Source organism: Sphingomonas sp. P4_G3, from assembly GCF_056401105.1.
The window spans coordinates 134,248-159,222 of record NZ_JBFUJZ010000003.1; the positions used below are offsets into that span (position 1 = coordinate 134,248).

General features: G+C 66.0%; 27 protein-coding genes and 1 tRNA gene. 22 read left to right on the top strand and 6 right to left on the bottom strand.

All coding sequences use genetic code 11. The features are described 5' to 3' along the window. Window positions 1-25 precede the first annotated feature (25 nt). The 4 genes from egtB (at window position 26) to AC1DQQ_RS08755 (ending at window position 3,985) form a co-directional block, all read left to right on the top strand. On the top strand, window positions 26-1,285 hold the full coding sequence (egtB, locus tag AC1DQQ_RS08740) for an ergothioneine biosynthesis protein EgtB (protein ID WP_478030601.1): 1,260 nt from the start codon (window positions 26-28) through the stop codon (window positions 1,283-1,285). After that, window positions 1,285-2,262 (top strand): L-histidine N(alpha)-methyltransferase, encoded by a 978-nt coding sequence (gene egtD / locus AC1DQQ_RS08745; protein WP_478044881.1) that lies wholly within the window; start codon window positions 1,285-1,287, stop codon window positions 2,260-2,262. The genes egtB and egtD overlap by 1 nt, the downstream gene beginning before the upstream one ends. After that, a complete protein-coding gene (locus AC1DQQ_RS08750; RefSeq protein WP_478044882.1) occupies window positions 2,259-3,035 on the top strand; it encodes a class I SAM-dependent methyltransferase in 777 nt (258 codons plus the stop codon). The genes egtD and AC1DQQ_RS08750 overlap by 4 nt, the downstream gene beginning before the upstream one ends. A gap of 80 nt (window positions 3,036-3,115) precedes the next feature. Then, the gene (locus AC1DQQ_RS08755) at window positions 3,116-3,985 is read left to right on the top strand and encodes a 3-hydroxybutyryl-CoA dehydrogenase (RefSeq protein WP_478044883.1); all 870 of its coding nucleotides are present in this window, start codon (window positions 3,116-3,118) and stop codon (window positions 3,983-3,985) included. A gap of 43 nt (window positions 3,986-4,028) precedes the next feature. Here the strand turns inward: AC1DQQ_RS08755 and AC1DQQ_RS08760 are convergent, their stop codons facing one another. Further along, complete coding sequence (locus tag AC1DQQ_RS08760; RefSeq protein WP_478044884.1) at window positions 4,029-5,306, bottom strand: NupC/NupG family nucleoside CNT transporter; 1,278 nt, start codon at window positions 5,304-5,306, stop codon at window positions 4,029-4,031. Between the two features lie 255 nt (window positions 5,307-5,561). Here AC1DQQ_RS08760 and AC1DQQ_RS08765 point away from each other — a divergent pair, with 255 nt between their 5' ends. From AC1DQQ_RS08765 to AC1DQQ_RS08805, 9 genes are all read left to right on the top strand, one after another. Next, on the top strand, window positions 5,562-6,011 hold the full coding sequence (locus tag AC1DQQ_RS08765) for a hypothetical protein (RefSeq protein WP_478044885.1): 450 nt from the start codon (window positions 5,562-5,564) through the stop codon (window positions 6,009-6,011). Window positions 6,012-6,309: 298 nt separating this feature from the next. Then, window positions 6,310-6,702, top strand: a complete 393-nt coding sequence (locus tag AC1DQQ_RS08770; protein ID WP_478044887.1) for a hypothetical protein — start codon at window positions 6,310-6,312, stop codon at window positions 6,700-6,702. Between the two features lie 79 nt (window positions 6,703-6,781). Continuing rightward, a complete protein-coding gene (locus AC1DQQ_RS08775; RefSeq protein ID WP_478044888.1) occupies window positions 6,782-7,435 on the top strand; it encodes a queuosine precursor transporter in 654 nt (217 codons plus the stop codon). Between the two features lie 296 nt (window positions 7,436-7,731). Next, entirely contained in the window at window positions 7,732-8,631 is a 900-nt protein-coding gene (argB, locus tag AC1DQQ_RS08780; protein ID WP_478044890.1) for an acetylglutamate kinase, read from the top strand. Window positions 8,632-8,785: 154 nt separating this feature from the next. Then, the gene (locus AC1DQQ_RS08785; RefSeq protein ID WP_478030615.1) at window positions 8,786-9,088 is read left to right on the top strand and encodes a YggT family protein; all 303 of its coding nucleotides are present in this window, start codon (window positions 8,786-8,788) and stop codon (window positions 9,086-9,088) included. A gap of 38 nt (window positions 9,089-9,126) precedes the next feature. Next, window positions 9,127-9,384 (top strand): DUF167 domain-containing protein, encoded by a 258-nt coding sequence (locus AC1DQQ_RS08790; protein WP_478044892.1) that lies wholly within the window; start codon window positions 9,127-9,129, stop codon window positions 9,382-9,384. After that, window positions 9,381-10,256 (top strand): bifunctional methylenetetrahydrofolate dehydrogenase/methenyltetrahydrofolate cyclohydrolase FolD, encoded by an 876-nt coding sequence (gene folD, locus AC1DQQ_RS08795; RefSeq protein WP_478044894.1) that lies wholly within the window; start codon window positions 9,381-9,383, stop codon window positions 10,254-10,256. Before AC1DQQ_RS08790 ends, folD begins: the two co-directional genes overlap by 4 nt. Next, window positions 10,253-10,870, top strand: coding sequence for a hypothetical protein (locus AC1DQQ_RS08800; protein WP_478039505.1), 618 nt, complete (start codon window positions 10,253-10,255; stop codon window positions 10,868-10,870). The genes folD and AC1DQQ_RS08800 overlap by 4 nt, the downstream gene beginning before the upstream one ends. After that, entirely contained in the window at window positions 10,867-11,493 is a 627-nt protein-coding gene (locus AC1DQQ_RS08805) for a MarC family protein (protein WP_478030620.1), read from the top strand. The genes AC1DQQ_RS08800 and AC1DQQ_RS08805 overlap by 4 nt, the downstream gene beginning before the upstream one ends. Window positions 11,494-11,642: 149 nt before the next feature. Here AC1DQQ_RS08805 and AC1DQQ_RS08810 read toward each other — a convergent pair whose 3' ends face one another. After that, window positions 11,643-13,439 (bottom strand): AcrB/AcrD/AcrF family protein, encoded by a 1,797-nt coding sequence (locus AC1DQQ_RS08810; RefSeq protein ID WP_478039503.1) that lies wholly within the window; start codon window positions 13,437-13,439, stop codon window positions 11,643-11,645. A gap of 106 nt (window positions 13,440-13,545) precedes the next feature. On the opposite strand from AC1DQQ_RS08810, the gene AC1DQQ_RS08815 reads away from it, so the two are divergent. Next, the gene (locus tag AC1DQQ_RS08815; protein ID WP_478039501.1) at window positions 13,546-13,926 is read left to right on the top strand and encodes a GtrA family protein; all 381 of its coding nucleotides are present in this window, start codon (window positions 13,546-13,548) and stop codon (window positions 13,924-13,926) included. Continuing rightward, entirely contained in the window at window positions 13,926-14,657 is a 732-nt protein-coding gene (locus tag AC1DQQ_RS08820; protein ID WP_478039499.1) for a class I SAM-dependent methyltransferase, read from the top strand. The genes AC1DQQ_RS08815 and AC1DQQ_RS08820 overlap by 1 nt, the downstream gene beginning before the upstream one ends. A gap of 105 nt (window positions 14,658-14,762) precedes the next feature. On the opposite strand, the gene AC1DQQ_RS08825 is transcribed toward AC1DQQ_RS08820, so the two are convergent. Together AC1DQQ_RS08825 and AC1DQQ_RS08830 are read right to left on the bottom strand one after the other, a co-directional pair. Beyond that, the gene (locus AC1DQQ_RS08825) at window positions 14,763-15,791 is read right to left on the bottom strand and encodes a glycosyltransferase family 2 protein (protein WP_478044895.1); all 1,029 of its coding nucleotides are present in this window, start codon (window positions 15,789-15,791) and stop codon (window positions 14,763-14,765) included. 11 nt (window positions 15,792-15,802) lie between these two features. After that, entirely contained in the window at window positions 15,803-15,949 is a 147-nt protein-coding gene (locus tag AC1DQQ_RS08830) for a hypothetical protein (protein WP_478030629.1), read from the bottom strand. 97 nt (window positions 15,950-16,046) lie between these two features. Between AC1DQQ_RS08830 and AC1DQQ_RS08835 the strand changes: the two genes are divergently transcribed. Next, a tRNA-Thr gene (locus AC1DQQ_RS08835) sits at window positions 16,047-16,121 on the top strand. A gap of 151 nt (window positions 16,122-16,272) precedes the next feature. Next, the gene (locus AC1DQQ_RS08840) at window positions 16,273-16,860 is read left to right on the top strand and encodes an SAM-dependent methyltransferase (RefSeq protein WP_478030631.1); all 588 of its coding nucleotides are present in this window, start codon (window positions 16,273-16,275) and stop codon (window positions 16,858-16,860) included. A gap of 6 nt (window positions 16,861-16,866) precedes the next feature. Here AC1DQQ_RS08840 and AC1DQQ_RS08845 read toward each other — a convergent pair whose 3' ends face one another. Continuing rightward, window positions 16,867-17,538, bottom strand: a complete 672-nt coding sequence (locus tag AC1DQQ_RS08845) for a UTRA domain-containing protein (protein ID WP_478039494.1) — start codon at window positions 17,536-17,538, stop codon at window positions 16,867-16,869. Then, window positions 17,535-18,881 carry a formimidoylglutamate deiminase gene (locus AC1DQQ_RS08850; RefSeq protein WP_478044896.1) on the bottom strand — a complete coding sequence of 449 codons (1,347 nt, stop codon included), beginning with the start codon at window positions 18,879-18,881 and terminating at the stop codon, window positions 17,535-17,537. Before AC1DQQ_RS08850 ends, AC1DQQ_RS08845 begins: the two co-directional genes overlap by 4 nt. 59 nt (window positions 18,882-18,940) lie before the next feature. Here AC1DQQ_RS08850 and hutI point away from each other — a divergent pair, with 59 nt between their 5' ends. From hutI to AC1DQQ_RS08875, 5 genes are all read left to right on the top strand, one after another. Beyond that, window positions 18,941-20,131, top strand: a complete 1,191-nt coding sequence (gene hutI / locus AC1DQQ_RS08855; protein ID WP_478044897.1) for an imidazolonepropionase — start codon at window positions 18,941-18,943, stop codon at window positions 20,129-20,131. After that, the gene (hutH, locus tag AC1DQQ_RS08860) at window positions 20,122-21,642 is read left to right on the top strand and encodes a histidine ammonia-lyase (protein WP_478044899.1); all 1,521 of its coding nucleotides are present in this window, start codon (window positions 20,122-20,124) and stop codon (window positions 21,640-21,642) included. Before hutI ends, hutH begins: the two co-directional genes overlap by 10 nt. A gap of 160 nt (window positions 21,643-21,802) precedes the next feature. Further along, window positions 21,803-22,600, top strand: a complete 798-nt coding sequence (gene hutG / locus AC1DQQ_RS08865) for an N-formylglutamate deformylase (protein WP_478044900.1) — start codon at window positions 21,803-21,805, stop codon at window positions 22,598-22,600. Next, window positions 22,597-24,261, top strand: coding sequence for a urocanate hydratase (gene hutU / locus AC1DQQ_RS08870; protein ID WP_478044902.1), 1,665 nt, complete (start codon window positions 22,597-22,599; stop codon window positions 24,259-24,261). The genes hutG and hutU overlap by 4 nt, the downstream gene beginning before the upstream one ends. A 60-nt stretch (window positions 24,262-24,321) precedes the next feature. Continuing rightward, window positions 24,322-24,948, top strand: a complete 627-nt coding sequence (locus AC1DQQ_RS08875; protein ID WP_478044904.1) for a DUF4142 domain-containing protein — start codon at window positions 24,322-24,324, stop codon at window positions 24,946-24,948. Window positions 24,949-24,975 lie beyond the last annotated feature (27 nt).

Consider the following 24,975-nt stretch of genomic DNA (forward strand, 5'->3'; position numbering starts at 1 on the left):
CGAAACGACCGAAAAGAGGAACATAATGAGAACGCGACTTGGCCTCCGCCCGACTCCGGAAGCGCTTGGCGCCCGTTATGCGGCGGTGCGCGGACTGAGCGTGGCGCTCGTCGCGCCGCTGTCCGACGCGGACGCGACGGTGCAGTCGATGGAGGATGCGTCGCCAGCCAAATGGCATCTGGCGCATACGACCTGGTTCTTCGAAACGTTCGTGCTGCGCGATTTCGTGCCCGGCTATACGCTCCACGACGATCGCTTCCCGTTCCTGTTCAACAGTTATTACGAGGCGGAGGGCCGTCGTCACAGCCGCGCGCGGCGCGGCATGGTGACGCGGCCGAGCCTGGATGAGGTGCTGGGCTATCGCGCCGCGGTCGACGCCGCGCTGGCGGCGGCGTTGCCGACATTGCCGGAAGAGGCGCGCGAACTGGTCCGTCTCGGCTGTCATCATGAGGAGCAGCATCAGGAATTGCTGCTGACCGACATCCTCCATCTGTTTTCGGAAAATCCGATCGAGCCGGCGATCTGGCCGGGCGCACGCAAGGTACCGGTCGGCATGCCCGATGCGCTGGGCTGGATCGAGCATCCGGGCGGCGTGGTCGAGATCGGGCATGACAGCCCGCATTTCGCGTTCGATTGCGAAGGGCCGCGCCACAGCGCGCTGCTCCACCCGCATGCCATCGCCGACCGTACCGTGACCAATGGCGAATGGGCCGCATTCATCGCCGATGGCGGCTATGCCGAGCCGCGCCACTGGCTGTCCGACGGCTGGGCCTGGGTGCAACGCGAGGGCGTGACGGCGCCGCTTTATTGGGAACAGCGCGAGGACGCCTGGACCCGCTTTGGGCTTGACGGGCGGCGGCCGATCGACCCCGCCGCGCCGGTCACGCACGTCAGCTTCTTCGAGGCGGATGCTTATGCCAGTTGGGCCGGCGCGCGATTGCCGACCGAAGTCGAATGGGAAGCCGCCGCGGCGGCCTACGATCCTGACAGCGGCAATCAGCTCGACGTCGCCGGACCGGTTGAACCACGTCCCTCCCCTGGCGGCCCCGCGTTTTTCGGCGACGTCTGGGAATGGACCGGCAGCGCCTATCGCCCTTATCCGGGCTTCCACCCGGCCGAGGGCGCGGTCGGCGAATATAACGGCAAGTTCATGAGCGGGCAGTTCGTGCTGCGCGGCGGATCGTGCGCCACGCCGCGCGGTCACGCCCGCGCCAGCTACCGCAACTTCTTCTACCCCCATCAGCGCTGGCAGTTCACCGGCGTGCGCCTTGCCAAGGATATCTGATGCTCAAACAGGAAATCGAGGACGGCACTCGAAGTTTCGCGGATCCTGCTTTCCGCGCCGACGTGATCGACGGGCTGGCGCGACGACCGCGCGCGATTCCGGCGCGCTGGTTCTATGATCATCGCGGCTCCGAATTGTTCGAGGCGATCACCGAATTGCCCGAATATTATCCGACACGGACGGAGACCGCTTTGCTGCGCTCGGTCGCGGAAGAGATTGCCGAGCGTGTCGGACCGGGCCGCGCGGTGGTGGAATTCGGGTCAGGATCGTCGACCAAGACACCAATCGTGCTCCAGGCGCTCGATCCTTCGGCCTATGTGCCGATCGATATTTCGGGCGATTTCCTGCGCGAATCCTCGCGCGCGCTGGCTGAGAGATTCCCCGGCCTGCCGGTCTTCCCGGTCGAGGCCGATTTCCTCAAACCGATCGCGTTGCCGCAACAAGTCCGCACGGCGCCCAAGCTGGGCTTCTTTCCGGGATCGACGATCGGCAACATGATCCCCTTGTCGTCGACCGACCTGCTGCGCGCGATGCGCGCGTCGCTCGACCAGGGCGCGATGCTGCTCATCGGGATGGACCGGATCAAGGACGTAAGCGTGCTCGAACGCGCTTATGACGATGCCGCCGGGGTCACCGCGCAGTTCAACCTCAACCTGCTCGAACGGATCAATCGCGAGCTCGACGGGACGATCCCGGTCGAGGCATTCCGCCACCGTGCGATCTGGAACGACGATCGCGCGCGGATCGAAATGCACTTGGAAGCCGTGCGCGATGTGCGGTTCATGGTCGAGGATCGACCGTTCGAGATGGCGGCGGGCGAGACGATCCACACCGAGAACAGTCACAAATACGGACCGCGCGACGCGCGTCTGCTGCTGCGATCGGGCGGCTGGACGCCGATCGCCGAATGGACCGACCCCAACGACCAGTTCGCGCTCTATCTTGCCGAGGCCCAGCCGCCGCGCCCCGCGCCGTGACGACAGCCGGCGTGCATCGCGCCGCCGCGACCGGATTCGCGGACGGCGCAGACGTTTATGCCGCGAGCAGGCCGGCCTATCCGGGCGAGGCGCTCGACTGGCTTCGCGACCGGATCGGAATCGGGCCGGACAGCCGCGTGGTGGAAGTCGGCGCAGGCACCGGGCTGTTCACGCGCCTGATCCTGGAAACCGGCGCCAAGGTTCTCGCGACTGATCCTGTGGCGGAGATGCTTGCCCATCTCGCGGCGGCAGTGCCGGGCGCCGCAACCGCTATCGCCACGGCCGAGGAGTTGGCGATAGCCGCGGAGTCGGTCGATGCCGTGATCTGCGCCACCGCCTTCCACTGGTTCGCGACTCCGCAGGCGCTCGCGGAATTCCATCGCGTGCTGCGTCCGGGCGGTACGCTCGGGCTGATCTGGAACGTGCGCGATATCGAGGTTCCCTGGGTGCGGCGATTGTCGGAGATCACCGACCGCTATCAGGACGACGCCCCGCGCCAGAAATCCCAGGCGTGGCTTGGCGTGTTCCCGGCGCCTGGCTTCACGCCGCTCCACGAAACCGCGATGCACTACGACCATGCCGGCACCGCCGAGGAGGTGATCGTCGGCCGCACCTTGTCGACCAGTTTCATCGCCGCCTTGCCCGACGATCGCCGCGACGCCCTGGTCGAGGAGGTTCGCGCGATGATCGCCGCGACGCCCGAACTGGCCGGCAAGCACGAGGTCCACTTCCCTTATGTCACGCGCGGCTATGATTGCCACCGGATCGACTGACCGGCTTGCCGCGCGCGCGCCGCTATGGCTAGGGCGGACCGGATCGGCATCGGCCGCGAAACCATTTGCGAGGAAATGACATGCAGAGCGTCGGCGTGATCGGAGCGGGACAAATGGGCGCAGGCATCGCGCAGGTATCGGCACAGGCCGGCTATCACGTGCTCCTAGCGGACGTGACCAAGGAACGCGCCGATGCCGGCAAGGCGGGAATTGCTGCGCAGCTGGCGCGCGCGGTATCGAAGGAAAAGATCACCGCGGAGGTCGCCGATCAGACGCTGGCGCGGATCGAGACGATCGAGGGCCCGTCGGCGATGGGCAAATGCGGGCTGATCATCGAAGCGGCAACCGAGCGCGAGGAAATCAAGCGCGCGATCTTCGCTGAGGTCGGCAAGGTGCTCGGCGCCCACGCAGTGCTGGCCTCGAACACATCATCGATCCCGATCACCCGGCTCGCCCAGGCCACACCCGATCCCAAGCGCTTCATCGGCGTCCATTTCTTCAATCCCGTCCCGGTCATGGGGCTGATCGAGATCATCCGCGGCCTCGCCACCAGCGACGAGACGGTGACGTTGATCGAGACTTATGCCGCCGCGCTCGGCAAGCAGGTAGTGCGCGCCAACGACGCGCCCGGCTTCATCGTCAACCGCATCCTGATGCCGATGCTCAACGAGGCTTGCTTCGCGCTCGGCGAAGGCGTCGCGACGATCCACGACATCGATCTCGCCTGCCAGCTCGGGCTCAACCACCCGATGGGGCCGTTGACCCTCGCCGATTTCATCGGGCTCGATACCTGTCTGGAAATCACTCGCGTGCTGTTCGAAGGCACCGGCGACCCCAAGTTCCGCCCGGCGCCGCTGCTGGTCAAATATGTCGAAGCCGGCTGGTATGGCCGCAAGACCGGGCGCGGCTTCTACGATTATTCGGGCGCGGAGCCGGTGCCGACGCGGTGAGGCGCAAGCCGGCGTTCCGCTAATTCCAGTACGCGTGGCCTCCTTACGGAATCAGCATCCCCGCCAGCGCCGCCGACATCAGATTGGCCAGGCTCCCCGCCGCCAGCGCGCGCAGGCCAAGCTTGGCGATCATCGGGCGTTGGTTGGGCGCGAGGCTGCCGGTCGAGGCCATCTGGATCGCGATCGACGAGAAATTGGCGAAACCGCACAGTGCAAAAGTGACGATCGCGGTGGTGCGCGGCGACAAATTCTTCATCTGGCCGAGATCGATAAACGCGACGAATTCGTTGAGCACGATCTTCTGCCCGAACAATTGCCCGGCGGCGCCGGTCTCGTTCCACGGGATGTTGAGCAAATACATGATCGGCGCGAAGATATCGCCGAGGAGTCCCTGGAAGCTCAGCGTCGGATAGCCGAACCAGCTGCCGACCCAACCAAGCAGGCCGTTGGCGAGGGCGACCAGCGAGACGAAGGCGAGCACCATCGCCGCCACCGCAACCGCGATCTTGACGCCGGTCTGCGCGCCCATCGCCGCCGCCATGATGACGTTCGACGCGCGTTCTTCCTCGATCTGAACCTCGGCAACACGGATCGCGTCATCCTCGTGCGCCAGGAGGGCCGCGCCGCCCTCGAGCGGCAATTCGCCGGCGGGCACCAGCTCATCGGGCATGATCAGCTTGGCCATCAGCAGCCCGCCCGGCGCCGACATGAACGAGGCGGCCAGCAGATAGGGTAGCGAGGTCGGCCCAAGCAGCGACGCATAGGCCGCAAGGATCGTCCCCGCGACGCCAGCCATGCCGACCGACATCACCGTGAACAGCTGCGCCGGCGTCAGCGCGGCGAGATACGGCCTGATCACCAGCGGCGCCTCGGATTGGCCGACGAAGATATTGGCGGCGGCGCACAAGGATTCGACCTTGCTGACGCCGACTACTTTCTCGATCGCACCGCCCAGCCAGCGCACGATCAACTGCATGATGCCGAGGTGATAGAGCACCGACACCAAAGCGGCGAAAAAGATGATCACCGGAAGCGCGGAAATCGCAAAGGCATTGCCGAATTTGGGATCGGTCGCCAGCGGACCGAGAATCAGATTGGTGCCTTCATGCGCGTAATTGAGCAGCGCGGTGACCCCGCCCGCCATCTTCTCGATCACGACCTTGCCCGCCGGGACGTAGAGGACCAGCCAGGCGATGACTGCCTGCAGCGCGAACGCCGCGCCGACGACGCGCAGCCGGATAGCCTTGCGGTTGGTGGAAAGCAGATAGGCGATCGCCAGAATGACAAGGATGCCGGCAACGCCGATCAGGAAACGTGGCATGTGTTGGTAAGCCCCCACTCACTCATCTGGTGCCCGTGGCGGGCATACCCCGCGCCCGCGCATGCGATCGTTCGAATTGCCGGCAACTATGGCGGCAAAAATCGGACTAGGACAGCCCCTTGGCCGACGTCTTTACCAACAGCTTCTTCGGCGCATAAATTCAGTCATCTGGCGTTCATCTTCGCGGGATCACGCCGTATAAAACAGGCAGCCCGCGCCGCGTGGCAGGGGGCGTCTGCGAGGGAGCATGAAACGATGACTCATATCATGAAGATCGCGGTGGCCGCGGCGATGCTAGCGGGGATCGGCACCGCCGCTCCTGCGTTCGCCGCCGACAACGCGATGAAGGTGTGTGGCGCCAAATACCAGGCCGCCAAGACCGCCAAGACCCTGCCCGCGGGCCAGACCTGGAACCAGTATCTGGCGCAATGCCGGGCATCCTTGCCCAAGCCGGCCGCGGTGACGACGCCGGCCAAGCCAATGGTCGTCGCCAAGCCGGCCGCTGCGGCGAAACCGGCCCCGACGCGCGTCGCTGTGGCCAAGCCGCCTAAGACCCCGGGCCAGCCGAGCCCTGCGCAGGCCGCCATGTATGCGCGCGAACGTCAGTGCGGCGCGCAATATCGCGCCGAGAAAGCTGCCGGCAAACTTCCCGCCGGCCAGACCTGGCCGCAATATTGGAGCGCGTGCAACAAGCGTATGAAATAACTGCTCCAAGCGCCCGGCCGGCGGCAACCGGCCGGGCCGTTTACGGTGGATTGTCGGCACGCTTGGGTTTGGCGCAACGCAGAAAGCCCACTTCGCCGTCTTTGCCTCCTAGTTGCCCCCAACGGTGCGTATCTCAGTTCGCGGCACGAGCCGGGAACGAATATGGAACAAATTGATCGGTTTTGGAGGCAATCGCGGACTCGGATGCACCGAGTGCGGTATCTCCCATCCCACGGCCGCCGGTATCCTCCGGTCGGCCACCGCCGGCGGCGAACAAGTCGCAAAGGAAGGATGTGGGATGACGATGATGGTGAAGACCGCGATGGCTGCGATCACGATTACAGGCCTTGGTGTGCTGGCGACTCCGGCGCTGGCCGCCGACAATCCGATGAAGATTTGCGGCGCCAAATACCGGGAAGCGAAGACCGCCGGCACCTTGCCCGCCGGACAGACCTGGATGCAGTTCCTCGCGCAATGCCGTGCCTCATTGCCCAAATCCTCCGCCGTTAGTGGCGACAAACCAGCCGCATCGACTGGCGCCAGGCGTCCTCGCAGCGCGGCGCAGACCGCGACCGCATCTCGTCAGCACGAGTGCGGCAACCAGTGGAAGGCCGACAAGGCTGCCGGCAAGATCGCACCGGGCCAGACCTGGCCGCAATATTGGAGCGCCTGCAACAAGCGGCTGAAGTGACCCACGGGGGCGGCCCGGTCGATCCCCCTGTCGGCCGGGCCGTTTGACGTTAGCGGAATTGCCGCTAGCGTTGAGCCGCATGGAAACACCCTCTCCCGCCCTAGAGGTAAAGCTGCCTCGTTCGCTCTTCGTCTTTTCGATCCTCTATGGCGGCATGGTCTGCATGGCGGGCGTGCTGGGCGTCAAACAAGTCGCGCTGGGACCACTCGCGGTCGAGGCGGGTATTTTCGGCTTCCTGTTGCTGGTTGTGCTGTCGAGCGCGGTCGCCGAGATTCATGGGCAAAAGACCGCGACGATGCTGGTCCGGCTCGGCTTCGTGCCCCTGTTCACCTCGGCCGCGCTGATCCAGATCGTGCTCGCGCTGCCGCACGATCCGGGCATGTATCCGCCGGCGATCGACGCGTTCCCGATCGTCGTCGGTCAGAGCGTGCGGATGATGCTGGCGGGATTCGTCTCCTACGGCACCTCCCAGACCTTGAACGTCTTCATCTTCTCCAAGCTCAAGGGCCAGGAAGGCAAGGGCCGCCTGGTCTGGTTCCGCGGCATGGTGGCGAGCGTGATCAGCCAGATCGTCGATACCCTGCTGTTCATCACCATCTCCTTCTACGGCGAGCGCCCGATCCTTGGCCTAATGGAAGGGCAGATGCTGACCAAAATCGTGCTGTCGATCGTGCTGGTGCCGTTCCTGATCACCGGGTTCGTCGCGCTGGGGAAAAGGCTGGATCGCGCCTGACTCTTCACCGTCACCCCGGCCTTGTGCCGGGGTCCACCGTGCCGCCAGCCGAGAAGCAAGAGGCTTGAGCGCTAGGAGCGGTGCCCGGTGGATGCCGGGACAAGCCCGGCATGACGGATTGCGGATGTGGGGTGGTCGGATCGATCCACTTGGGGTCGCCCTGTCAGCGGAAACTGGCATCTCTCGCCGTCGATCGAACCAGATCCGATTGAGCATGACACCCAAGCCTAGATCGTCCGAGACAGGAGCCTCCTGATATTCTTTCACTGCAGTGACGGAATGAGTATGGCGCGCCCATGACCGATCACGCGCCCTCGCCCCAATTGCTCGCCAAGGCCGAAACGCTCGTCGAGGCGCTGCCGTACATGCAGCGCTATGCGGGCCAGACCTTCGTCATCAAATATGGCGGCCACGCGATGGGCGATCCCGAGGCGCAGCGCGATTTCGCCGAGGATGTGGTGCTGCTGAAAGCGGTCGGGATCAACCCGGTGGTCGTCCATGGCGGCGGCCCGCAGATCGGCGCGATGCTCAAGCGGCTCGGCGTCGAATCGGAATTCATCGGCGGGCTGCGCGTCACCGACGCCGCCACTGCCGAGGTCGCGGAGATGGTCCTGGCCGGCAAGATCAACAAGGAAATCGTCGGCTGGATCGCCGCGCTGGGCGGCCGCGCGGTCGGTATTTCGGGCAAGGACGCCAATCTGGTGATTGCCGAGAAGGTCACCCGCACCGAGCCCGACCGCAATTCGGGGATCGAGCGGCATGTCGACCTCGGCTTCGTCGGTGAGCCGGTGAAGGTCGATCCCTCGATCCTCAAGAACCTCGCGCGTGACGGCTTCATCCCGATCGTCGCGCCGGTCGCGCTGGGCGCGGATGGCGAAACCTACAATATCAACGCGGACACGATGGCGGGCGCGATCGCCGGCGCGCTGGGCGCGACGCGCTTCTTCCTGCTGACCGATGTCGCCGGCGTGCTCAACAAGGCAGGTGAGCTCCAGACCGACCTCGACCGCGCAGCGATCGAGGCGATGAAGGATGACGGCACCATCTCCGGCGGGATGATCCCCAAGGTCGATACCTGCGTCGCCGCGGTCGAGGCCGGGGTCGAAGCGGCGGTCATCCTGGATGGCCGCGTGCCCCACGGCATGCTGCTGGAAATCTTCACCCGGCGCGGCGCGGGCACCCTGGTTCGCGCCTGAGAATCTGTTTGGAAATGCGCTGTGGGCGCATTTCGCGGACCGGCACCGTCTTAAAACTCGCTCCACCGCGAGTTTTCAAACAGTCGCTGAGGGCTGTTCGCGGCCGGTTCGTTCCTATATCGATCCGGACAGGGCCGCACGTCCGGAGACAAACTTGATTACCATCCTCAGTATCCTGCAGGTCCTGCTGACCGTCGCGCAGTGGATCATCATCATCCAGGCGATCCTGTCCTGGCTCATCTCGTTCAATGTCATCAACACGCACAACGACACCGTGCGCGCGATCTGGACGGCGCTCGATCGGATCACCGAGCCCTTCTATCGGCCGATCCGGCGCATCCTGCCCGATTTTGGCGCGCTCGACCTGTCGCCGCTGGTCGTGTTGCTGATCATCTGGTGTATCCAGATCGCGATCGGGCGGCTGGCATTGTGGTGGGTCGGCGCGGGCGCACTCTGAGCGGCTGGCGCACGACACCTGACGGAATCGAGATCGCGGTGCGCGTGACACCGCGATCGTCGCGCAATGAATTGTCGCCGGGTCCGGGCCACGCCGTGGCGCGACTCAACGCGCCGCCGGTCGACGGTGCCGCCAACACCGCGCTGATCGACCTCGCGGCTAAGCATTTCGGGGTGGCGAAGCGCGACGTCCGGCTGATCGCCGGTGATCGCGCCAGATTGAAGCGACTGGCGATCGCTGGAGACGCCGAAGCGCTGGCGAAGATCGCCGCCGCGCTCTATCAGGCCGGGCCATGACGGCGAGCATCATCGATGGGAAAGCGTTCGCGCAGGGATTGCGCGAACGCGTGGCGCAACAGGTCGCGAGCTTCCGCGCGGCGGCGGGCCGCGCGCCCGGGCTGGCGGTGGTGCTGGTCGGCGAAGACCCCGCCTCGGCGGTCTATGTCCGCAACAAGCACAAAGCGACCATCGGCGCGGGAATGGAAAGCTTCGAGTACAAGCTTCCCGCCGATACGTCGCAGGCCGATCTGATCGCGCTAGTCGACCGGCTGAATGCTGATCCCGCGGTCGACGGCATCCTGGTCCAGCTGCCACTGCCCAGCCATATCGACGAGCGCGCGGTGACCACGCGGATCGATCCCGACAAGGACATCGATGGCTTCCACCCGGTCAATGCCGGGCGGCTGGCGACCGGGCTTTATGGCTTCGTGCCCTGCACGCCGCTCGGCTGCCTGATGCTGCTCAAAGATCAATTGGGCGACCTCGCCGGGCTCGACGCGGTGGTGATCGGACGCTCGAACATCGTCGGCAAGCCGATGGCGCAGCTCCTGATCAAGGAAAGCTGCACGGTCACCGTGGCGCATTCGAAGACCCGCGACCTGTCGAGCGTGGTCAAGCGCGCCGACATCGTGGTGGCAGCAGTCGGCCGACCGGAAATGGTCAAGGGCGAGTGGATCAAGCCCGGCGCGACCGTGATCGACGTCGGCATTAACCGCACCGAACGGGGCCTGGTCGGCGATGTCGACTTTGCCGGCGCGCTCAGCGTCGCGGGCGCGGTCACCCCGGTGCCGGGCGGCGTCGGACCGATGACGATCGCGGTGTTGCTCCGGAACACATTGGTGTCCGCGCATCGCCGCGCGGGTGTGGCGTATGACAAGGGGGCGCTATGATTCCGTTGTTGCTGATGCTGGCGGGGGCCGATGCGCCGGCAACGACGGCCGTCGACGCCGAGCGCGCTTTCGCCGCGGATGCCAAGACGATCGGACAATGGACCGCCTTCCGCAAATGGTCGACCGACGATGCGGTGATGTTCGTGCCGCAGCCGGCCAACGCCCACGATTTCCTCAAGAACCGCAAGGATCCACCCCAGGCGATCGATTGGTGGCCGACCGCGAGCTATCTTTCGTGTGATGGCAAGCTGGCGGTGAATACCGGCGGCTGGCAGCGTCCCGACGGCAAGGTCGGTTATTTTTCGACCGTATGGCGACTTCAGCCCGATGGCGGATGGAAGTGGATCGTCGATGGTGGGGACGACCTAAAAGTCGCTCGCAGGCGCCCAACCGCGCCGCGGGTCAAGATCGCGCAGTGCTTGAGGAGCGGTGACGCCGTCGGAACCGTCGCCAACGCTCCCAGCGCAAAGACCGCAAGAGGAGAGTCCGATGACGGTTCGCTGCAATGGCTTTGGGTCGTCATGCCGAACGGCGAGCGCCAGTTCACGGTCTTTTCTTACAATGGAAAGAAGCTCGTCACCGTAATCGACGACCGGATCGCAGCCGAAAAGTGATCGAACTCTACCTCTCCGCACTCGTCACCTTCTTCGTCGTCATCGATCCGCCCGGTTGCGCGCCGATCTATGCCGGGCTGACGCATGGCGCGACGCCCGCGCATCGCCGATCGATGGCGATCCGCGCGGTGGTCGTCGCCGCGATCATCCTGTTCGTGTTCGCCGCGGTCGGCGAGGCGATGCTCAAGGCGCTGGGCGTCAGCCTGGCGGCCTTCCGCATCGCCGGCGGCATCATGCTGTTCCTGATCGCGCTCGAAATGGTGTTCGAGAAACGCACCGAACGCCGCGAGGACCGTGCCGCCAAGGTCGCGCAGAGCCCCGAAGTCGAGGACGTGTCGATCTTCCCGATGGCGATGCCGATGATCGCCGGGCCGGGATCGATCGCCTCGGTCATGCTGATGATGAGCCGCAACCATGGCTTCGAGAGAGTGGCCGTGGTGCTCGCCGCGCTGGCGACCATCCTGGCGCTGACCCTGGCTGCCTTGCTCGCCGCCGGGCCGCTGATGCGGTTGCTCGGCGCACGGATCGAGGCCGTCATCACGCGCATTCTTGGCGTGCTGCTCGGCGCGCTGGCGGTGCAGTTCGTGATCGACGGGATTCGGATCAGCCTGGGGCTGACTTGATACGTCACCCCAGCCCCTCTCTTAATCCGTCACCCCAGCGCCTTTTACCGTCATCCCAGCGAAAGCTGGGATCTCAAGCAAAGGCGCGATACGGCTTGAGACCCCAGCTTGCGCTGGGGTGACGGATGGGGGTGCTGGGGAATGCGCGCCTAATTGATCCGGAACAACCGCAACGGCGAATTCTTCGGCAGTTCCAGCGGCTCAAGGAACGCGAACGTCTCGCCCTTGGCCATGCGATCGTAGAATCCGCCCGGATTGCGGACACGATAAATCGTCGATTCGGCCATGTTCGGACAGATCAACAGCAAGGTCGCGCCATGCTTCTTGGCGATCGCGCGGAACTGGTCGGGCGATCCGCCGAAAGCGTGCTGGACGTCCAGGATCGCGTCGCCGTTGCGGTGATAGGGCCCCGCCACCGCTTTGTGATGCGTGACGACGATGATCCTCGGCCCGAGATCGACGAAGCTGAAAATCGTCGCGCTCGGATATCGATTGAGCGGCGCGAGGCTGGTGATGGCGGGGCATCGCGCGCTCGCACGGTTGATCGTCGTCATCCGCGCATCGGGCTTATCGATCGGCAGGTATCTGAGCGACAGCCCGCTGAACATGCCCGAGGCGATCAGCACCACCGCAACCGGCCCGAGCACGCGGACCAGGATATTAGGGCTGTCGAGCAGCAACGGCACCGCGATCCAGATCAACGCCGCCGCTCCGGGCACCGCGAGCAATTGCGCGGCTGGCCCAGCACGCGTCTGCCACAACAGCATCAGGCAGGCGAACAGCGTGAATAGCGTCACTGCCGACCAGCCGACCATATTCGGCGCGCGACCGTCGATGGCACGCTTGGTCGCGATTGCCGCGCCCAGCAGGCCGATGATCGGCAGGGTGACGATCGGAAACGCCTGGCGGAAGGGATGCTGGTAGATCGGCTTGGCCTCGCGCACATTGTCGAGCCAGTTGCGCACGAGTTCGGGCGATACCTGTTCGGGCCGGCCCAAGCATTGCGGGAACAGCCAAGCGAAGCCGGCGACGATCACTGCGCCCGCTGCCACCGCCAGCCCCAACCGCGCCCAACGCGACGCCGGGCTCAACCAGGCGAGGACGAACAGCAAGCCGCCCGCCACCAGCATCACGGTCAAATAGACCGGCGTCAGCGCGTCGCAGCGCATCACCGAATTGGCATAGGACGCGAACGCGCCGTAGCCGAGCGCGGTGCCGCTCGCCAGGCTGACGCCATAGGCAGCGACGCGCCGTGCCTCACCGCGATCCCAGATCCATTGCAGCGCGATGATCGCCCCCGCCATCGCGGCATAAGGCAGCATTTCGAGGCCGATCGAGATGCTCACCGCGCTCGCCAGCCCGACGATCACGCCGCCGCGCGCGCCCTTGGGATCGCACAGCCCGGCGACGGTCAGGCTGAGCATCGCCAGTTGCCAGCCGTGATGATCGATCCGATCGGGCGCGAACATCAGCATCGTCGGCGTGCACGCGCAGACCAGCAGCGCCATCGCGAGCGGCCAGGCATGCGGGCTGACCAGCCGGCGGACGGTGGCGCCCAGGCCGATAAACGCGATCGACAGCGGCAGCAGCGGCGCGATGCCGCACGCGACCCGCTCCGCCCAAGGCGTGCCGACGAACGGCCGCAGGATCAGGATCAGCCCGGCGATCGGCAAGTCGACGATGCGGCTCCAATGGATGTCGAAGCCGCCCGGCGGATTGAGGTAATAATCGCGCAGATCGTACCAATCCTGCCCGTTGAGCAGCGCGCGGACCTGCATCAGCCGCATATTGTCGTCGGTATCGCCGAGCCCCAGCGACCGGATCTGCGGCCAGGAGCTGATGACGTACCACAGGCTGACGATGAACCAGGCGAGCAGCGCGTATTTGATCCAGTGCCGGTCGAGTTCAGCGACCAGGTCGGACCACCAGCTTTCGATCTTGCTCAAAATGCTTCCCTCGCGCCTTGGCTCGCTTTAGGGGGACCCCCACTCCCGGGGCAAGCGTGTGACGGCAATTCTCAAACAAATCGATACGTGGCGGGAAAGCGGCCTCATGGGCCAGCTGGTGCGCTTCGGCGTCGCCGGCGGGATTTCGACGCTGATCTATTCGGTGGTCTATCTGCCGCTCACCACCTGGGTGTTCCGCGGCGCGCACGCAGTCTATGCCGTTCCCTTCGCCTTTGCCGTCGCGGTGACCGCCGGTTTCTTCCTGCACAGCCGCTGGAGCTTCAAGGGCCACGGCACGCGTCAACCGGGCGGCGCACAGCAGGTCAAGTTCGTCATGGTGCAGGCGTCGGGCATGGGGCTCAATGCCCTGATCACCTGGGTCGGGACCGCGTTGCTCGGCTATCCCGCCTGGGCACCGCTCTTGCCGGCGATCGCCTTGGCAACGATCTTCACGTTCATCCTCAATCGCTGGCTGGTGTTCGCTTAATGGACCGTATCGTTTACGACCGCATGGCGGAGCATGATTCGTCGCATTGGTGGTATGTCGCGCGTCGCGATATCCTGCACGATTATGTCGCGCGCTACGCCGATCTGCCCAAACAGGCGCGTATCCTGGAGATCGGCTGCGGCACCGGGCACAATCTGGCGATGTTGCAGCAATTCGGGGATGTCGACGCGATCGAGATCGATCCCGCCGCCGCCGCGATCGCCAGCAAAAGGCTCAACAAGCCGGTCAGCAACGCGCCGCTGCCGACGCTGCCGGGGATCGAACGCGGCGCCTATGACATGATCGCGGTGCTCGACGTGGTCGAGCATATCGATGACGACGTTGCCGCGCTGCACGCGATGAAGGATTGCCTGAGGCCCGGCGGCAAGATCCTGATCGCGGTGCCCGCGCACCAATGGATGTGGTCGGCGCACGACGTCGTGAACCATCACCATCGCCGCTATTCGAAGGGGAGCTTGAAAAAAGCGATCCATGCCGCCGGGCTGGAGACGCGCAAGTTCGGCTATTTCAACTCGCTACTGTTCCCGCTCGCCGCCGCCGCGCGTGTCGCCGGCCGGATGACCGGTCGCGACGACAGCGACGATTCGCCGCCGCCAGGTCCGGTCAACAAATTGTTCGAGACGATCTTCCGGCTCGAGCGCCACATGGTCGGACGCGTGCCGATGACGCCGGGTCTGTCGATCCTGACGCTGGCAATGCCGAAGGGGTAAAATCCTCCCCGCATTGCGGGGAGGGGGACCGCGCGACGAAGTCGCGTGGTGGAGGGGGTTCGCCTCCTCGGATTCCGGCAGCCGCCTGCCCCCTCCACCAACCCGCTACGCGGCTTGGTCCCCCTCCCCGTGAACGGGGAGGATTTTAGCCGTCTGCTCGCGGTCCTCGGCGCGATAGCCCAAGGTCGCCTTGCCCTGCACCGGCCCCGCGACATCCGACACCAGATACAGCGGCCGTCGCTTCGACTCGACGTACAGCCGACCGAGATACTCCCCGATCATCCCCAGCACGAACATCTGCACCGCGCCCAGCAGCACGACGATGAACGCGAGCGACGTCCAGCCCGGCACTGCGGTCCCCGAGAAGAAGCCGACCGCAATATAGATCAGCAGCAGGAACGACGCCCCGGTCAGCGCGAGGCCGACATGGCTGGCAAAAGTCAGCGGCTTGGTCGAAAATCCGGTCATCGCGTCGAACGCGAGTCGCAGCATCTTCGACAGCGGATAATTGGTCTCGCCGGCGAAGCGCTCTGCGCGGTCATACGGGAACGGCACCTGGCGAAAGCCGATCCAGGCGACCATGCCGCGAATGAAACGCGCTTGTTCGGGCAGAGCCAGAAACGCATCGAGCGCGCGGCGCGACATCAACCGGAAATCGCCGGTGTCGAGCGGGATCGGCGTGTCGGTGACGCGATCGAGCAGGCGATAGAAGGCGGCGGCGGTCGCCTTCTTGAACAAGGTCTCGCCCTCGCGCTTGCGGCGCACGGCATAGACCACATCGGCATCCTCCGCGGCCATCATCTTGCGCATATCGCCGAGCAATTCGGGCGGGTCCTGCAGATCGGCGTCGATGATCAGGATCTGCTGCCCCGCGCACAGATCGAGCCCGGCGGTCAGTGCAAGCTGGTGGCCGTGATTGCGCGACAGGTTGATCGCGACCAAACGCGGATCGCTTTGCGACAGCCGGCGCATGATCGACCAGCTATCGTCCTTCGATCCGTCATTGATCAGGACAAGTTCGTAATCTTCGCCGACCTCCGCCTTGGCGGCGGCAGTGACGCGGCCGTGCAAAGTCTCGAGGGTGAGCGCCTCGTTATAACAGGGGACGACGATCGACAGTTTGGGACGGTGCATGGCGGTGCTGCTTAATCGTCTGCGCGGTCCGCGTCATCGCCTTTCGTGGTTTCCACGGCCACGCCCTCACGCGCCTGCGCCTTGCGACGGCGCAGATTGGCGCGCAATTGCTCGGCCAGGCGGGCGGCACGGTCCGGTTTGTCGTTCTTGGCGGTCATCAGGCGGAATCACCTAAACCCGCCGACCGCGCCTTGACAATATCCGGGTCGACGGACATAGGCGCGCCTCCGTCGGGGCCTTTGGTCCCGCGTGAGTGCTGCCGTAGCTCAGTGGTAGAGCGCATCCTTGGTAAGGCTGAGGTCGTGAGTTCAATCCTCACCGGCAGCACCATTTTTCCGATAATTGGCTGATATCAAACCCCTGCCGTCGCCTCCCGGGCGGCATGGGCAACGCATGAGACAATGCGCGCCCGATGCCGGCATTGGATTGACCTGGCGTACCCAGCCTCCCATTCTCGCGAACGAGCGGACGAAAAGCCGCCATGATCGGGGCGGCAATGGGCATGGATATCGGCAAGGAACAGGACGCGGTGGATCCAACTCACCCGACGACCGCCGCGGAAGACCCTGAAGACCGCGCGTTCAAGGCGCTCCGTGGACCCTGGGCCGGTACGCCGCATCATTTCGATGCCCCCTTCTGGCCGACGCCCGAGCCGCTGGTCGAGCGCATGCTCGATCTCGCCAGGGTCGGGCCCGGCGATCATCTCATCGACCTCGGTTGCGGCGACGGCCGCGTCGTCATTGCCGCCGCGCGGCGTGGCGCCACCGCGCTTGGCGTCGACATCGATTCGGAGCGCATCGCCGAAGCCGAGGCGGCAGCGCATAAAGCGGGCCTCGAGCATCTCGTCGGGTTCCGCTGCGAAGACCTGTTCGCGACGCGGCTGGACGGCGCCAGCGTGGTCACGCTCTATCTGCTGCCGCTTCCCAATCGACTGCTCGCCGCGCGTCTGCGCGCCGAGCTTGCCTCGGGCAGCCGCGTCCTCAGCCATGCCTTTGCGATGCCTGACTGGGCGCCGCGCGCCCACGAGACCGTCGATGGACGCGAAGTATTCCTCTGGGTCGTCGACTGACCCCGCTTACGGCTTGAACTCCGCGACGAGATCGTAGCGATCGCCGCGAAACAGCTGGCGCACGTGTGTGACGACCTGGCCGGCGCGCCAGGTCGTGCGGTCGAGCTCGAGGCAGGCGCCGCGCGGCCGCAGCCTCAAAGCCCTCGCCTCCGCTGTCGTCGCCTCGACCGCGCGGATTCGGTGGCGCGCGGCGGTCCAGGGGACGTGGTGGAGAAGCCAGGTGCCTGGCGCTTCGTCGGCGAAACTCTCCTGCGCGGCGTCGGGGACCGCGCCCAGCGCGATCAATCGGTGTTCGAGCGCGAAGGGTTCGCCGCCGCCATGATGCACGCCTTCGACCAGCAAAGCCGGAAGCGGGACGTCTTCGGCGTGGTCTACGATGTAGCGATTGGTCAACTGCCAGCGATATTCCTCGCCTCGCGCGGCGATGACTTGCGCGAGATCGGGGACTTCGAGCACCGCGGAATGGACCTGGGGATACGCAACGAACGATCCGGCCTTGCGGCGGCGTTCGATCAGGCCGTCCTTGGCGAGACCGCCCAGCGCCTTGCTGACGGTCGCGCGGGCGCAGCCATAGGTCGCGACCAGCTCGTGTTCGAACGGGATGCGATGGCCGGGCTTCCATTCGCCCGAATGGATGCGCGCCTCGATATCGTGACGGATGCGCGCCTCGACCGTCATGCCAGCAGAGCGGCGACGGTGCGGCGATAGCGGTCGGCGATCGTGTCGGCCGCTATGTGGCGGCCGTGGTCGACCAGCTTGCGACCCGCGCGCCAGACCGAATCTATCGCGCCCGGCCGCGCGGCGAAGATCCAGCGGTCGAGCAAGTCGCTGCCGGCTCCGACCAAGGCGGGGTGCTGGAGGTCGAGCGAGACGATGTCGGCGGCGTTCCCCACAGCAATGCCGCTGGCCACGCCGAGCGCCTGCGCTCCCCCGGCCTGCGCCTTGGCGAACAGGGTCGCGCCGACCGAGGGCTCGGCCCCGTTGACCAGCAGGGCGCGCTTTCTGAGCGTCAGTCGCTGCGAATATTCGAGTCCGCGGAGTTCGCTAGGGGCGTCGATCAGGATGTTCGAATCGGTGCCGACGCCGAACCGCCCGCCAGCCGCGAGATAGTCGACCGCAGGGAAGACGCCGTCGCCCAGATTGGCCTCGGTCACCGGACACAGGCCGGCAACCGCGCCGCTTGCCGCGAGACGCGCGGCCTCGTGTGCATCGACATGGGTCGAGTGGATCAGACACCAGCGATGGTCGACCGCCGCATGATCGAGCAGCCACTCGACCGGCCGCGCGCCGCTCCACGCGAGGCAGGCCTCGACCTCGCGGACCTGTTCGGCGGCGTGGATGTGGAGCGGACCGCCATCGGCCAACGGCAGGATCGCGGCGAGTTCGTCGGGCGTCACCGCGCGGAGCGAGTGCGGCGCGATGCCGAGCGCGGCATCGGCGGGCAATTTGGCGCGACTCGCCTCGACCAGGCGCGCGAAGCCGTCGACGTCCGAGATGAAGCGGCGCTGCCCTGGCGCGGGCGGAGCGCCGCCGAAATCGGCATGCGCGTAGAAGACGGGCAGCAGCGTCAGCCCGATCCCGGTCGCTTCCGCCGCTGCGATGATCGCGCCAGCGGTCTCCGCCGGATCGGCGTAGCGTGCGCCATCAACGTCATTGTGGAGGTAATGGAACTCGCCGACGCGGGTGAAGCCGCCTTCGAGCATCTCGACATAGGCCTGGGTAGTGATCGCGGCGATGTCGTCGGGGGTAAGGCGGTCGAGGAAGCGGTACATCACCTCGCGCCAGCTCCAGAAATCGTCGTCGGGCCGGCCGCGACGTTCGGACAGGCCCGCCATACCGCGCTGGAAACCGTGACTGTGGACGTTGCACAGGCCGGGGAGCGCCGCGCCATGCCGCTGATCGCCGGGCTGGGGCATGACGCCGGTGTCGATGGCGAATATGGTCGCGCCATCGATCGCGATGCGGACCCGTTCGGCCCAGCCATCCGGCAGCAATGCGCGTTCGAACCAGAGATACGGCATCGGGCCCTCCTGTCGATTATGTCTAGACATAATAATGCACCCAGGCAAGGATGGAGCTCATGGAGCGGACCTGGACCAATGCCCGACTCGCGACCATGGCCGGCGACGGGCTGGGCGTGGTCGAGGATGGCGTGGTCGCGAGCCGCGACGGCGCGATCACCTACGCCGGCCCCCGTGCCGATGCGCCCGCGACGGCCGGTGAGATCGTGGATTGCGGCGGGCGCTGGATCACCCCGGGGCTGATCGATTGCCACACGCATTTGGTCCATGCCGGCGACCGCTCGGGCGAATGGGCGATGCGGCTCGACGGCGCGTCCTATGAGGAGATCGCGCGCGCCGGGGGCGGCATCGTGTCGACGATGCGCGCGACGCGGGCGACGAGCGAGGCCGATCTGGTCGCGATCGCGTTGCCGCGGCTGGATGCCTTGCTTGCCGAGGGCGTGACGACGATCGAGATCAAGTCGGGTTATGGCCTGACGGTCGCCGACGAACTCAAGATGCTGCGCGCCGCGCGGTCGCTGGGCGATCAACGCCGGGTGCGTGTCGCGACCACGTTGCTTGGCGCGCATGCGTTGCCTCCCGAATATGCCGGGCGGCCCGACGATTACGTCGCGCTGGTCACTGAGGAGATGATCCCCGCAGCGAACGGCCTCGCCGATGCGGTCGACGCTTTTTGCGAAGGGATCGGCTTCTCGCCCGAGCAGACCGGGCGCGTATTGGCGGCGGCGCGTCAGGCCGGCTTGTCGGTCAAGCTCCATGCCGAGCAATTGTCGGCGCTCCACGGCGCCAGCCTCGCCGCAAGCTTTGGCGCATTATCCGCCGATCACCTCGAATATGCCGATGAGGCCGACGCCAAGGCGATGGCGGCGGCGGGGACGGTTGCGGTGCTGCTGCCCGGCGCCTTCTATTTCATGCGCGAAACCAAATTGCCGCCGGTCGACCTGTTCCGCGCGCATCACGTGCCGATCGCGATCGCCACCGACTGCAACCCCGGCACCTCGCCGACCACTTCGCTGCTGCTGATGCTCAACATGGCGGCGACGCTGTTCCGGCTGACCGTGACCGAGGCGTTGCGCGGCGTGACAGTCAATGCCGCCCGCGCTTTGGGTCTCGCCGACACGATCGGCACGCTCGAACCCGGCAAGGCCTGCGACCTGGCGGTGTGGGACATCTCCGCGCCGGCGGAGCTGGTCTACCGGATCGGCTTCAACCCTCTCCATCTACGCGTGAAGGACGGCGAATGCTGCTGACTCCCGGTGCCGTCCCCTATTCGGCGTGGCAAGCGATCTATGAAGGTGCCGTGCCGGCGCTCGATCCCGCCTGCCGCCCGGCGATCGCCGAAAGCGCGGCGGCGGTGGGGCGCATCCTGGCGCGGCATGAGCCGGTCTATGGCATCAATACCGGGTTCGGGAAGCTCGCCAGCGTCAGGATCGGTGACGAGGATCTGGCGAGGCTCCAGCGCAACATCGTGCTGAGCCATGCCGCCGGCGTCGGCGATCCGATGCCGGTGCCGATCGCGCGGCTGATGATGGCGCTGAAGCTCGCCAGCCTGGCGCGCGGCGCGTCGGGTGTGGCGCCGGCGACGGTCGAGTTGCTCGAAGCGATGCTGGCCAAAGGCCTGATGCCGGTAGTGCCCGCGCAAGGATCGGTCGGCGCGTCGGGCGACCTCGCACCGCTCGCGCACATGACCGCGGCGATGATCGGGGTCGGCGAGATGTTTGTCGGCGACCAGCGCCTGCCCGCGACGGACGCACTGGTGCAGGCAGGGCTCGAGCCGCTCGAACTCGGCCCCAAGGAAGGGCTGGCGCTGCTCAACGGCACGCAGTTCTCGACTGCTTATGCGCTCGCCGCCTTGTTCGAGGCCGAGCGACTGTACCGCGTCGCGCTGGTCACCGGCATCCTGTCGACCGAGGCGGCCAAAGGCTCCGACGCGCCGTTCGACCACCGCATCCATGCATTGCGTGGCCATCGCGGTCAGATCGAGACGGCGGACGCGCTGCGCCGGATAATGGAGGGGTCGGCGATCCGCGCCTCGCACCGCGAAGGCGATACGCGCGTCCAGGATCCTTATTGCCTGCGTTGCCAACCCCAGGTGATGGGTGCGGCGCTGACCATCTTGCGCCAGGCAGGTGAGACGCTGGTGACCGAAGCCAATGGCGTATCGGACAATCCGCTGATCTTCCCGGAAACCGACGAGGCTTTGTCGGGCGGCAATTTCCATGCCGAGCCGGTCGCCTTCGCCGCCGACATGATCGCGCTCGCCATCTGCGAGATCGGGAGTCTCGCCGAACGCCGCGTCGCGATGCTGGTCGATCCGGCCTTGTCGGGGCTACCGGCGTTCCTGACGCCGAAACCCGGGCTCAATTCGGGCTTCATGATCCCGCAAGTGACCGCGGCAGCCTTGGTGTCCGAGAATAAGCAACGCGCGACGCCCGCCAGCGTCGATTCGATCCCGACCTCGGCCAATCAGGAGGATCATGTCTCGATGGCGGCGCACGGCGCGCGGCGGCTGATCGAGATGGCGGCGAATGTCGACGCGGTGCTGGGGATCGAATTGCTCGCTGGCGTGCAGGGCTGCGATTTCCATACGCCGATGCTGTCGAGCGAGCCGGTCGAGCATGTGCGGCGGTTGCTGCGGGAACGCGTGCCGATGCTGACCGACGACCGGCACATGGCACCCGACATGGCGATCGCAACCGAGCTGGTGCGATCGAAGCGGTTGTTGGTGGCGGTGGGGGAATTGCCGGGAGTGGTGGGATGATCGGGCCCCGTCTCCTTACCCGTCACCCCGGCCTTGTGCCGGGGTCCACTGCGCAACCGAGCGCGAAGCTTGAGCCCCTTGTCCAGGGTTCGCGGCACGGTGGATCCCGGCACAAGGCCGGGATGACGTTGGGAGTTGGCGCGAGCGGAGGGCACACAGCATGACCTGGCTCCACGTCCAGCGCAGCGACTCCCCGCTGATCCTCGCCTTCCCCCATGGCGGAACTGAGATCCCAGACCTCCTGCTCCCTGATTTCCGCTCGCGCTGGTGGGCGGTCCGCGATGCGGACTGGCATATCCGCGCGCTGTACGACGGCCTCGCCGACGCGACGTTGATCTGGACCGACGTGTCGCGCAGCGTGATCGACTGCAATCGCGATCCCTCCGGCGCGTCGCTCTATCCCGGGCAGGCGACGACTGGCCTGTGCCCGACGGAGACGTTCGATGGCGAGCCGCTCTATCGCGACGGTGCCGCGCCCGAGGTCACGACGCGTCGCGATACCTGGTTCACGCCTTATCACGCCGCGATCGCGGCCGAGATCGCGCGCCTCCGCACTCTCCATCCGTGCGTCGTGCTGTACGACTGCCACTCGATCCGAAGCCACGTCCCACGGCTGTTCGACGGCGAGCTTCCCGAACTCAATATCGGCACCGACAACGGCGCGACGTGCGATCCGGCGCTGAGCAATGCGGTGGTCGCCGCCTGCGCCGGCCGCAGCCACGTCCTCAACGGCCGTTTCCGCGGCGGCTGGACGACGCGCCATTACGGCCAGCCCGAGCAAGGCGTCCACGCGATCCAGATGGAAATCGCGATGCGCGCCTATCTCGACGAGCCGCAAGGCGAGCCCGACGAGAGCAACTGGCCGCCCGCTTACAATCCCGATTTCGCCGCCCCGCTGCGCGCCGACCTTGCGCACGTGCTCGCCGCCGCTCTTTCGTTCGCCAAGGACCAAGCATGACCCGCATCGACAATCAGCGTCACATCCAGGCCGCAACCGGCACCGAACTCTCGGCCAAATCCTGGTTGACCGAAGCGCCGCTGCGCATGTTGATGAACAATCTCGACGCGCGCGTGGCGGAGAATCCGCAGGAACTGGTCGTCTATGGCGGTATCGGTCGCGCCGCGCGCGACTGGGAAAGCTATGATGGCATCGTCGAGACGCTGCGCCGGCTGGAGAGCGACGAGACGCTGCTGATCCAGTCGGGCAAGCCGGTGGGCGTGTTCCGTACCCACGAGAATGCGCCGCGCGTGCTGCTGGCGAACTCGAATCTCGTCCCGCATTGGGCGACCTGGGAGCATTTCGCCGAGCTCGATCGCGCCGGGCTGATGATGTACGGCCAGATGACCGCCGGATCGTGGATCTATATCGGCACCCAAGGCATCGTTCAGGGCACTTATGAGACGTTCGTCGAAATGGGCCGCCAGCATTATGACGGCGACCTGCCCGGCCGCTGGCTGCTGACCGCCGGGCTCGGCGGGATGGGCGGCGCGCAGCCGCTCGCGGCGGTGATGGCGGGCGCCTCGTGCCTGGCGATCGAATGCCAGCCGAGTCGGATCGAGATGCGGCTGGCGACCGGCTATCTCGACTATAAAGCGGACACGATCGAGGAAGCGATGGCGATCCTCGACCGCGCCAAGGCAGAGGGCAAGGCGGTCTCGGTCGGCCTGCTCGGCAACGCCGCCGAATTGCTGCCCGAAATGTTCCGCCGCGGCATCCGCCCCGATCTGCTGACCGACCAGACCTCGGCGCACGATCCGGTCAACGGCTACCTCCCGATCGGCTGGACGCTCGATCAATGGTTCGAAGGACGCGAGCGCGATCCTGACGCCGTAGCGAAGGCTGCCAAGGCATCAATGGCGACGCACGTCCGCGCGATGCTCGATTTCCAGGCGGCGGGCGTGCCGACGGTCGATTACGGCAACAATATCCGCCAGGTTGCGAAGGACGAAGGCGTCGCCAACGCCTTCGATTTCCCCGGTTTCGTCCCCGCCTATATCCGCCCGCTGTTCTGCCGCGGCATCGGCCCGTTCCGTTGGGTCGCGCTGTCGGGCGATCCCGAGGATATCTACAAGACCGACGCCAAGGTGAAGGAGTTGCTGCCCGACAATGCGCCTCTCCACCGCTGGCTCGACATGGCGCGCGAGCGAATCCATTTCCAGGGCTTGCCCGCGCGGATTTGCTGGGTCGGCCTGGGCGATCGCCATCGCCTCGGCCTCGCGTTCAACGAGATGGTGGCCAGCGGCGAATTGAAGGCACCGGTGGTGATCGGCCGCGACCATCTCGATTCGGGATCGGTCGCCAGCCCCAATCGCGAGACCGAGGCGATGCGCGACGGCTCCGACGCGGTCAGCGACTGGCCGCTGCTCAATGCGCTCCTCAACACCGCCAGCGGCGCGACCTGGGTGTCGCTCCACCACGGTGGCGGCGTGGGCATGGGCTATTCACAGCACGCCGGCATGGTGATCGTCGCCGACGGCACGCCCGGGGCGGCAAAGCGGCTCGAGCGCGTGCTGTGGAACGACCCTGCGACTGGCGTGATGCGCCACGCCGATGCCGGCTACGACATCGCGATCGACTGCGCGCGTGAGAAGGGCCTCGACCTGCCGAGCCTTCGCTAGGTCCAACATCGGAACGTCCCCGGCCACCAAGGCGTTCGTGCCCCTCGAAGGAGAGAAAGCATGAACGCCAAACTTAGCTTCGGCGCACTCGCGCTCATCGCGGCCCTCGGCGCCTGCTCGCAAAAGGCGCAGGACACGACCACCAATGCGGTGACCGATATCGGGTCCGACATCGGCAATACGACCAGTGGCGCCATCGACGCGGCGGGCAACGTCGCCGGCAATGCGCTCGATGCCGCCGGCAACGCGCTGAATCCCACGCCCAGCGGACAAGAATTCGCCGACAAGGCGGCCAAGAGCGACGCATTCGAGATCGCCGCGGCCAAGCTCGCCAAGACCAATGCCGAGTCGGCCGACGTCAAGACATTCGCCGCGGCGATGATCGAGGCGCACACCGGATCAACCACCAAGATCAAGGCCGCCGCCGCCAAGGCGACCCCCGAGATCAAGCCCGATCCGGCCCTTACCAGCAACCTGCAGTCGAAACTCGACGATCTCGCCAAGCTCAAGGGCGCCGATTTCGACAAGGCCTATATCGACGGCCAGGTTTCGGCACACGAAGACGCCCTGTCCCTGATGAAAAACTATGCCGACAAGGGCGATACGCCGAGCCTGAAGGCAGCGGCGGGCGAGATTCTGCCCAAGGTGCGGGAGCACCTCGATATGGCGAAGAAGCTGAAGAAGTAGGGCTCATCAAGCCCCTGGAGGGGCTTA